Annotated in this window: 9 protein-coding genes; 2 read left to right on the forward strand and 7 right to left on the reverse strand. The window is 47.1% G+C overall.

What is annotated here, in order from left to right; translation table 11 throughout:
* Window positions 1–48: 48 nt before the first annotated feature.
* Genes AC5JL3_RS17250 through AC5JL3_RS17265 form a run of 4 tightly spaced genes read right to left on the reverse strand, consistent with a single transcriptional unit; the run spans window position 49 to window position 5575 of the window.
* Window positions 49–3279: a two-partner secretion domain-containing protein gene (locus AC5JL3_RS17250; RefSeq protein ID WP_496075649.1), complete on the reverse strand. Its 3231-nt coding sequence runs from the start codon at window positions 3277–3279 to the stop codon at window positions 49–51.
* A 45-nt stretch (window positions 3280–3324) separates the two neighbouring features.
* Window positions 3325–4383 (reverse strand): tetratricopeptide repeat protein, encoded by a 1059-nt coding sequence (locus AC5JL3_RS17255; protein WP_496075650.1) that lies wholly within the window; start codon window positions 4381–4383, stop codon window positions 3325–3327.
* Window positions 4380–4928: a tetratricopeptide repeat protein gene (locus AC5JL3_RS17260; RefSeq protein WP_496075651.1), complete on the reverse strand. Its 549-nt coding sequence runs from the start codon at window positions 4926–4928 to the stop codon at window positions 4380–4382. Before AC5JL3_RS17260 ends, AC5JL3_RS17255 begins: the two co-directional genes overlap by 4 nt.
* A 26-nt stretch (window positions 4929–4954) precedes the next feature.
* Window positions 4955–5575, reverse strand: a complete 621-nt coding sequence (locus tag AC5JL3_RS17265) for a helix-turn-helix domain-containing protein (RefSeq protein ID WP_496075652.1) — start codon at window positions 5573–5575, stop codon at window positions 4955–4957.
* Between the two features lie 371 nt (window positions 5576–5946).
* Between AC5JL3_RS17265 and AC5JL3_RS17270 the strand changes: the two genes are divergently transcribed.
* Entirely contained in the window at window positions 5947–7359 is a 1413-nt protein-coding gene (locus tag AC5JL3_RS17270) for a DUF2272 domain-containing protein (RefSeq protein ID WP_496075653.1), read from the forward strand.
* 490 nt (window positions 7360–7849) lie between these two features.
* Here the strand turns inward: AC5JL3_RS17270 and AC5JL3_RS17275 are convergent, their stop codons facing one another.
* Window positions 7850–8371, reverse strand: a complete 522-nt coding sequence (locus AC5JL3_RS17275; RefSeq protein ID WP_496075658.1) for a transposase — start codon at window positions 8369–8371, stop codon at window positions 7850–7852.
* Between the two features lie 182 nt (window positions 8372–8553).
* Window positions 8554–9054: a helix-turn-helix domain-containing protein gene (locus AC5JL3_RS17280; protein WP_496075654.1), complete on the reverse strand. Its 501-nt coding sequence runs from the start codon at window positions 9052–9054 to the stop codon at window positions 8554–8556.
* 65 nt (window positions 9055–9119) lie between these two features.
* Here AC5JL3_RS17280 and AC5JL3_RS17285 point away from each other — a divergent pair, with 65 nt between their 5' ends.
* On the forward strand, window positions 9120–9437 hold the full coding sequence (locus AC5JL3_RS17285) for a helix-turn-helix domain-containing protein (protein WP_496075655.1): 318 nt from the start codon (window positions 9120–9122) through the stop codon (window positions 9435–9437).
* 319 nt (window positions 9438–9756) lie between these two features.
* Here AC5JL3_RS17285 and AC5JL3_RS17290 read toward each other — a convergent pair.
* Window positions 9757–9980: hypothetical protein (locus tag AC5JL3_RS17290; protein ID WP_496075656.1), on the reverse strand; the 224-nt coding region annotated here is incomplete at its 5' end.

A 9980-nucleotide genomic window follows, 5' to 3' on the forward strand; every position in this document is an offset into this window, starting at 1 on the left:
TTCAGAGGATGACTTTGCCACACCCAAAATCGTTGTTCCAGACAAATTTTAGGATGCATGGCAGGTAGCTGGAGTTGACGGGGAACTGGACGGTGTGACGGTAGGGGCTTGAGCCAGGAGTACTACCTCTCCCTTGTCGTTAATCACCCAGCCTTGGGCTTCCACGAGAGGGGATGGCTCAGAAGTAGTGGGATTGACGGTAACAGCACCACTGGCGCGATTCTCTTGGCTTTGAGTGGGCGTGTCCAAATTGACGCGAACGGCATCACTCCTGAGTGGCTCTGTGGGTTTAGGTGGTAAACCGCCGCGTCCAGTAATCATAAATTCACTTACGCTTTGACCTACAGTCCCTCCACCTCCTGGACAATCCTGTCCAATCAGCCCGGTAACATCGACTAGCTCTGCTGGTAAGTTAACTAACCCACGGCTAGCATCAACATCTGGCGTGTTAAGTTCCACTACACCGTCTACTCCAAACTCAGAACTGGCTGTGATGTCACTCTCTGGGGTATCTTGTTCTCGGAACTCGATGCCAAAGATACCTTGAGTGGTGATACTGATATTACCCCCATTGCCTTCAAAGGCATCGGCAACAATGTCACTATCTTCTTTAGGGACAGCCACGATGAAGTCAGTATCGATCATAATGTTGCCGCCATTCCCGCCTGCTTGATTCATGCCAGCTTCGGTGGATATCTCACTGTTGCGGCGCAGCAGCAGTAAATCCCGTGCCTGTAGAGTAATATCACCGCCATTCCCCGACCTAGTTGTGGCTGTGATGGCTCCTTGGTTGTCCAGAAGGATTGAGTGAGCAACAACGTCTAAGTTGCCTGCATTTCCTGTTCCCTCACTGCTCACATTTACTTGTGCACCAGTTGTTGTTTCTACAGTATCTGCTGCGATGATGATGTTTCCGGCATCTCCTTGCCCGCTGGTACTAGCTGTCAGTGCAGCACCATCAGTGATAATAAGGGAGTTGGCTTGCACTGTTATAGCACCGCCCTTTCCAGTAGAGTCTAGACCAACAGCAGTAGTCAACAGACTTCGACCCACTAGATCGTTAGGATTGGGCTGTTGTTGTGACGTTCCAGCCAGTTCTACAGAAGAGGCGTGAACAATCAAGGAACCCGCATTCCCTGCACCAAGTGTAGAAACCGAGGCTTGTGCCCCACCTTGGATTAACAACCGTCCTGTCTTAATAGTCAAGCTTCCGGCATTTCCTATCCCTCCTACAGTTCCAGTAACCACACCGCTAGGGAACGGACGCTCCTCTACGATGCCAAATAGAAAGTCTCCAGAAGTTCCAAGCACTTGCTGTAATACAGGGGCGGGTATCCCTTGTCTTGAGGTACCAATCAGTTCGACGGATTCGGAGGCGTTTATGGTCAAGTTTCCTCCCTGTCCGGAGCCACCAGCCGTACCCGCCGAGATGATTGCCCCATCCCGGACAATCAACCGTTGAGTATTAATAGTCAAGGAATTGGCATCTCCGACTCCTCGAGTCCCACTAGCTAAGAAGCTAGGAAGACCATTGGCTAAAGAGGTGCCACTGAGTTCTACGGACTCCCTTGCGTTCACAGTCAATTCCCCTGCTGGCATCTCGCCACTAGTATTCGTTGCCACCCATGCCCCATCCCGAACAATCAACCGCCCCGTTTCAATGGTCAAGTCGCCGCCTCGTCCGAAACCAGCCGTTCCATTACGCAATCCGCTGGGACCCGGATTTGCTACGAGGAAAGATTGCAAGTTTAAGGGAACATTATTAGCTGAGGTGCCACTAAGTTCTATGAAGTCTTCTGCATTCACGGTCAAATTCCCTGCCTTCCCTGTGGTAGAAGTACCTGCCGATACCACTGCCCCATCCCGAACAATCAACTGCCCAGTAGTGATCGTTAAATTTCCGGCATCTCCACCAGATTGGGGTATGAAAGGGGTTAAGTAGACAGGAATATCAGCGATATCGCGAACATTGAGCGAAGCGGCAAATAAGCCAATAGGAATAGTAATAGGAATAGGCTCGAAGAACTTAACAGGAATATTGAAGGCAACCGTACCATTTGATGAGGGGCTGTTACTTAGTTCCACTGACTCTGAAGCGTTCACAAAGATATCCCCTGCATTCCCCTGAGAAACAGTAACTGTTGCTACTACTCCATCCCGAACAATCAATTGCCCAGTATCAATGCGTATGTTGCCCGCCTGTCCGATATCAATAGCTGCATTGTAGATAAAGCCATTTTCGATTTTCGTTGTTTCTATAGCATTAAGTGAGATATCTCCTGCGATCGCGCTATCAGAACCTGAAAGAGGAGTTATCCCAGCCCTCAGCCCACTTCCTTGCAAAACATCTATGTTCCGAGCATTGATGGCAATACTACCACCACCACCAGCAGCTACATTTACTTCAGCTCCATTAGCAAGGGACACATCTGCTCTGTCTACACCATCAGGGAAGCTCAAACGTAGCGTGTTGCTGTCAATATTCAGTCCAACTATTCCCTCTTCTGCTACTCCTCCTAACTCGACTTGACCTCCACGAGCCTGTAAAATCCCACCATCTAAACTCACATCGCCGCCCACCAGCGCCAAAGTCCTTCCTGGTTGAACTTCCAGTCCTTCAACCGATTGGTTGACAATGCTACCTGGATTGGCTCCAAACTGCAAGCCAAGGGGGACATTGATGATTAGCAAGGGTGACGCTTGGGGGTTCGTGGCACTGAAGGCAAAGCCATCGCCAAAAATAACCCTGTCCGCTGTACTCGCCACAAACGAACCCCTAACATCCAGCCTCGCATTCGGTCCAAAGATAATGCCATTGGGATTGAGCAAAAACAGATTTGCCCTGCCATTAACACCCAGCGTTCCCAGAATATCTGAGGGGTAAGTTCCCGTCACGCGACCCAGAATATTTTCTACCCCTACGGGATTAGCGAAATAGACTTGCTGTTGGTTACCAACATTGAATTCGATAAAACTGTGGAACAGGTTTGTACCCCATCGTGCCCCTCCATTAATCACGTCATAAGGTGAGCTAGGAGCGGCAGGTGTGACCGAAGAATTTTCAGTTCCTAGGGTGCTATCTGGGATGATTTGAGCTAAGGCGCAATTTTCCAAAGAGGCGATTGCCCCACCAACAAAGACCGAACTTGCGATCGCCAACTTCCAGCACTGACTCCGACCACTTTGAGTCCTTCCAGAACTTGCCTTTTCAAAGAAACAGTCGTTGAGTGAAAACCTGTCCCTTCCCCAGCACCAGAGGTTAATATTCTTGTTCATCATATTGGCTATACTCTAAACTCATCCAGTTCAGGGATTAAGAGAAACTCACATTGCCTGATATCTCTCTTGTGCCTCCTTCTGCCAACGACTGGCTTCGTCTGAATTCCCCAGCGCTGCATACACTTCCCCCAACCTAGCGGCAGCGTTAGCTTGCCCTTCTATGTTGTCGGCAGTTGTTGCCAGCTCATAGGCTTTTAAATAGTGTTTCTCAGCTTGGGAGAGTAATTCCATCTGTCCGTAGAGGTCGCCAAGGGTGTGGTAAATTGCCGCTGTTTTGCTCCCTTTCGCCACTGACGCTTCTAGCACCTCAAGGGCTTCAGCAATCAACTCATGCCCGATGTAAAGATCGGCAAGGGCTAAGGCTTTCGCCTCTTCAGACAAGTTCTGGCTAGCAATGCGATCGGTAGCAGTCCGCACGCCCTGAGCCTGCTGCTCATCAAGCAAGCCGAAGGTTCCCCTCGCTGGTGATTCACCATTATCCGCTTCAACCGTTAGTAAATACCCTTGTTCTACGGGTTGCAAAGGTGGTTTACCGGGATAGACCACCTCAGTTGTGCTGACTTCCGTCTCCCAGTTCACTCCCGGACCACTCACACGCACGATGTAGCTGGTTGCACCGGGTACAACCTGCCAGCGCAGCGTCGGCTTGTCGTTAAGCAGCAATGTGTTGTTGGGGCTAATAATATAAGGAATGCCACGGGCAAGCGGGTCGCGAGTGGGAGTAAGTGGGCCAGTTGTCCTGAATAGTGCTTCGTTTGGTTCAGGGCAGCCAGTAGCTACGCCTGATGGTACGCCGTCAGGGACTGTCCAAGGATTCTGGTTGGGGTCAGCACACTGGACAATGACTCTCGCTCCCTTGGCTGGTCTTACTACATCACCGAGACAAAGCACCGCCCCAACATTGGTTGAATGATAGTCCGACCATCCCTGACGCTTAAGTTGCACGGCTCCTTGAACGCTGAGCAGTCGTCCAACCGGATTGCAAGTATTTGTTGATACCTCTACGGCGAGTGTTACGTTTGACTGCCAATTGCTAGCAGTTCCCCAATCTGTAGCTGTCAGCATCAGACCGAGAACGATTGAAAGTGAAACTCTGCATTTCATATCTTGCCTTCCTCAGCACTCAAGCGTTGACGTGCCAAATGAACCCATTTGTCTTCTTCTGGGGTATTTGGCTGATAGGCAAATCCAAGACAGTTTTCCCACTGCACCTGCGCGGCTTTTTTATCCCCCTCGCGTTCCAGTACTTGGGCTAGCAGGCAGTAGGCGGAGGCGCGATCGCTTTTCAGTTTAATTGCTTCAGTTAGGTCAAGCTTGGCTTCAGCATAGCGACCTTGTTCCAACCGCGCCCAGCCTTGATTTTTGTACATATCTGCTTTAACTCGGTCATCTTTAGCCAAGCCAAGACCGCTTCGCAGCAGGGAAATAGCTGCATCATAGTTTCCTTCCAGAATGTACAAGCGGGCTTGATTGTTGTAAGCCTCAATCAGTCCGCCCTCGATCGCCAACTGATATTCGGCATGGGCACGCTCATAATTATGTTGGTCTTCGTAAGCTGCTCCTTGATTATAGTGAGCCGCCGCCGACCAAGGGTTGAGTTTGAGTGCCAAGCTGTAGCCTAACTGGGCTTTGGGCAGTTGACGTGCCAAGTGGTTGGTCACTCCATACCAGTTTGTTAGCCAGGACAACGCAAACAGACAGCCGAGTACTCCCAGTGAGAACAACAATGGTGCCCAGGCTTCATAAAATTCATAAAGCTGGACCAGCGATTGGAGAAGTTCTTGGTTTCGTCAGGATTGTCAGGTTGAGACGTTTGGGTTCGGGACTGGCACTCACCCGCCGTGAAGTTGGGTGAGTCATCCTCGACTTGTTCGCTCTCAGGAGGCTCGGCTTGTGATAATTCGCGCAACTGCCCATTAATGAGCAACCAAGGGGAAACAGAACCATTAAGGGCTGCGTGACCATTGAGTCCAGCCTGTGCATTGGCACTGAATTGACTCTGTGGAGCGCTTTCTGTTTGCGAGCGCTGTTTTTGGAGTCTTTTCAGAACTTCTAGAACAGTTTTTTTACCAACTTTTTCTCCTGCTACGTAGGACAGCCGTTTCCATAACTGCGGGGCGAGATACCGCTGTACGTAGCTATTTTCATAGCTAGGGAACTCTATAGCACTGAGTTTCTTGCCTTTCAAAGTTTGCCCAAGTATATCTTTATCGACAGTCTCTAAGTGTTGTCCTGTCTTTTCATATACCAAAGTGTCGGCAAACTCTACTAGCTTTGAGATGTCATCAGCACCCATTGCTCATCTCTGCCTCTAAGTTTGCTGCTCAGTATACCTAGAACGGTTCAACTCGACTGACTACGGGAAGTTAAAATTTGTTGCTCTACTTAAAAATATGAATTTTATGAAGTTTATGAAATTTGCTTCTACCGAAGGGTTAATTCCACAAATCGAGAGAGTTAGAAGCCTCACATTCAAAAAAACAACAAGCCTATTTAGTTATGAAGTTCATGAGATTGATTAGCTTTAAGGATTAGGTCAATCTGAATTAAAAAGCTGGATGTAGTTTCTCTTTATCCAGCCATAAGTAACAAGTTGGTTGAAGCGATCGCAGACCACTAATCTGTGCTTCCCAATTTGATGTTTAAGTTCACTAAAGGTATTTAAGTATGGACGCTTTTGGAACAATCCCTCTAGATGGGACAGCTTTATCAGAACGAAACCCCATAATGGGAGCTGCTTTGGATAGTTATGTTGGACTTACTGGAATGCCCAATGCTATAGGGTTTACTAATAGCGAGGGTGCTTTTACACCAGAGCTAGAGCCACTCTCAATGTCTACTATCCAGCTAAAGTCTGACTCTGCTGGAGCTATTATTCCATTGAGTCCCAGTACCGCTAGCAACCTTGCCAGCCTCGATACCACGCCTGCTGCCGATTCGTTGACGGGGGCGGCTGCGAATGCTGCGCTTGTTGGAGATTTAAGAACCGGCCAATATATTGCGTTGGAAAACATGGGAGCAAATTTTAACGACGATTACCAATTCTTAGATGGACGCACAGCAGACGGCTCGGTTGGTTTAGCTCCTGACACAAACGAGCCATATTCGGGTACAAAGTGGCAAGTTACTGAAGTTAGTGAAGGTATTATTACGCTAGAAAATAAGGGAGCAAATTTTAACGACGATTACCAATTCTTAGATGGACGCACAGCAGACGGCTCGGTTGGTTTAGCTCCTGACACAAACGAGCCATATTCAGGTACACAGTGGCAAGTTGCTGAAGTTAGTGAAGGCATTATTACGCTAGAAAACAAGGGAGCCAATCCTAACCCTGATTTCCTTTTCTTAGATGGACGCACAGCAGACGGAACGGTTGGTCTAGCTCCTAACACAGACGCTTCCTATTCGGGTACAAAGTGGAAAGTTTATGACCTCGGCAGTGTTTTTGGAGACGAAGTTGTAAGAATAGCTGACGAGCAATGGGACTTTTTCGGTAACCATGTCTACGAGCAAGATGACGATTATCGAAAAGAAGGCGATGAAGAGGCTTGGCAACGGATAGCAAATGAATATTGGCAAACTCAAGGTATAAATCGAACTGACATAGATACATCTGAAGAAGTGGATGATGACGATAATAACCCTTGGTCTGCGGCTTTCATTTCTTGGGTGATGCAAGAAGCAGGAGCTGGCGACGAGTTCAATTACTCTCAGCGTCATGCTAACTATATTAATCAAGCCATCGAAGATAGAGGAAGTGATGCCGCCTTCATAGGACACCCAATAGATGAATATTCACTGCAACCTGGTGATTTGATTGTTGCCAATAGATCGGAGAATGACGGCATAACAGTAACATACGATACTGCTGTAGGTAACGACTACCAAGCACATGTTGATATTGTTGTCGCAACAAGACCTGGTGAAATTGATGTCATCGGAGGAAATGTCGAAGAATCTGTCACCCTAAGAACTTTTCCAGTAAACTCTGAAGGTAAATTGATTAATCCTAATGATGATAATGAAATTAATGACTTTTTTGCGGTTATTGAGAACCGATTAGGGGCACCCGTCGCCTGAGTCAAATTAATTTTGACTCGTTTAGAGTAGCGGCGATTTAGCGAGTCCAACGGGGAGCTTATGGTACTACAAGTTACAAGCTCCCAAACTGATTTTTTTTACAACTACAGGCAAGCGCAAGCCTTTTCACTACAAAATGAAGTTTATGAATTTGGCTTGTGAGTTATTGTTAGCCGAACTTAAATTCAGTTATGAATTTCATGGAGTTGACTGACTTTTAGCCTTGGTTAAATTTGAATAACATAAGCACAGTTTTTACTGAGTTAACTAAGGCAATCAGTTACTGAAGTTTTACAAGGAAGAATAGCTGTGGAAAAGCAAGGTCAGTGCTTAACTTCTTCTCAGCGAAAGCTTCTGCTAAAGAGCATGCAAGCTGATTTACCTCCAGAGTCCCGTCGTCGCATTGAAATTATGCTGCTAGCAAATACAGGTCAATCTCAGACCCAAATCTGCAAAGCACTAGTACAGCACGGCGTAAGTAAAGCACCCATTAAACCGCTAAGACCTTACCCTTGTAAGTCCACTTGAATGGCTTCGCCATAGTGCGATTAAAATAATCAATAAAATCTAAGATTCGAGTTTTGAGGTGATTGGTATTGACAAAATTCCCCCGTTTTAGTAGTTTGCGGACAAGAATGCTAAACCACATTTCAATTTGATTAAGCCAAGAGGAATGCTTAGGGGTGTAATGAAAAACAATTCGATGTGTTGGGTCACTTAAAAAAGCTGCCCGTGTTTTCATCGATTGAAGTATGCCTGATTCACCTTTAATACCCAAATCAATTTCTAATCCTTCAAGTTCAACTACCAGGCGAACTAAAGATTCGGACTGATGGGTATTGAGACAATCCATGATTAGATGCCATTTTTTTGCATCAGGGTTACTCTCAATGATTTTACGGATGTTTTGGGCAAAGTCTTGCTCAGTTCGGGTGTCTCCGCAAGTCGGATGGATAATTTGACCTGTGACGACATCAAAGTTGGCGATTAATGCCTGTGTTCCATGACGGATATACTCTCGCTTCTCGTCGTTTAACTTTACCTGGTCGTAATCGCAGGTCTTTTTCTTTCCGTTCGATTGCTTGAATACCTGTCATTTCATCAATACACACTGTTCGTTCCCCAACTCCAGCACGCTCAATCGCCGTGATGTATAGATTGCTGATGTTTTGGGCTTTAGCCTCAAATTCATCATCAAGGGGGGGGGGTTAACCAGTAGCGACTCTGGTGTGGCTTGATTTGAGCTTCTTCTAATAACCGTCCCACATGACGTGGCGATATGCTTTCGACAATACCCTGTTTGACTATTTCTTCTGCTAATTCCCTTGCTGTCCAATCACTGATCGGTCGTCCGTAATCTTCTGGCTCACAACAGGCAAGCGCAAATAATTCTACTACTTGCTCCATGCTAAATTTGGCTGGCTTACCACTGCGCTCTTCATCCTGTAATCGTTCAATAACTGGTATTGAGCGTTCGCTTAACTCTAACCATCGATTGCGCCATCTGCGAGCCATGAATCGACTGATGTTCAGTTCCCGTCCAATTTCACGGTTATTGTTCCCTTTATCTGCCAGTAGGATGATTTTAGCTCGAAGTGCTATTTGTTGGGGTGTGCTACGGCGATTGAGTAATTTTTCTAGCTCAGTGCGATCGCACTCCCTTAGAGTCAATAATTTTGGCGCTAATCCTGCCACGTCCCCCTTCCTTTGCGCTTTTACAGCAGTTTATCTTTATTTAACTCTAGTGTCCCATCATATGGGTGCTTTACTTACGCCGTGCTGTACTAGGGTGTTCTCAAGAGACTGCACGGTACTGGATTGCTAAGGCACAGGCAGGTCAGGCTCATAACTGGGACGATCCATCGAGGGGTCGGCCCAGGCTTGTTGATGAGCGGTATCTCAATCGGTTGAAAGAACTAGTGAACCATAGTCCGCGTGAGTATGGTTACTCTTTTTCGCGCTGGACAGGAGAATGGTTAGCAAAACATATGGCAAAAGAACTAGGCATCACGGTTAGTGGCAGCTACATCAATATGTTGCTTAACTCAGATCTTGCACGAATCAGGATAAACCCCTAAGCCGCAAATGATTGGTGAAAGAAAATGACACTGCAATCCCAAGTGTTTTCAGTAGCCGAGAGTATCTAAACTAACTTTATGAGTAGTAACATTACGTAATTAATGTCTCAGGCGAGTGCTAGGTAGGGGAATTGTCCAGGATTTGCTTCGACAACCAAAAATATGAGAGAAAAGGGCGTGAAAAGCATTTAGAAAAGCAAGAAAAATGGAAGCAATTCTTGCCACCGCCGACCAGGGGTTGAGTTTGAGTGCCAAGCTGTAGCCCAACTGGGCTTTGGCAGTTGACGTGCCAAGTGGTTGGTCACTCCATACCAGTTTGTTAGCCAGGACAACGCAAACAGACAGCCGAGTACTCCCAGTGAGAACAACAATGGTGCCCAGGCTTCATAAAATTCATAAAGCTGGACCAGCGATTGGAGAAGTTCTTGGTTTCGTCAGGATTGTCAGGTTGAGACGTTTGGGTTCGGGACTGGCACTCACCCGCCGTGAAGTTGGGTGAGTCATCCTCGACTTGTTCGCTCTCAGGAGGCTCGGCTTGTGATA

It is taken from the genome of Symplocastrum torsivum (genome assembly GCF_059505465.1).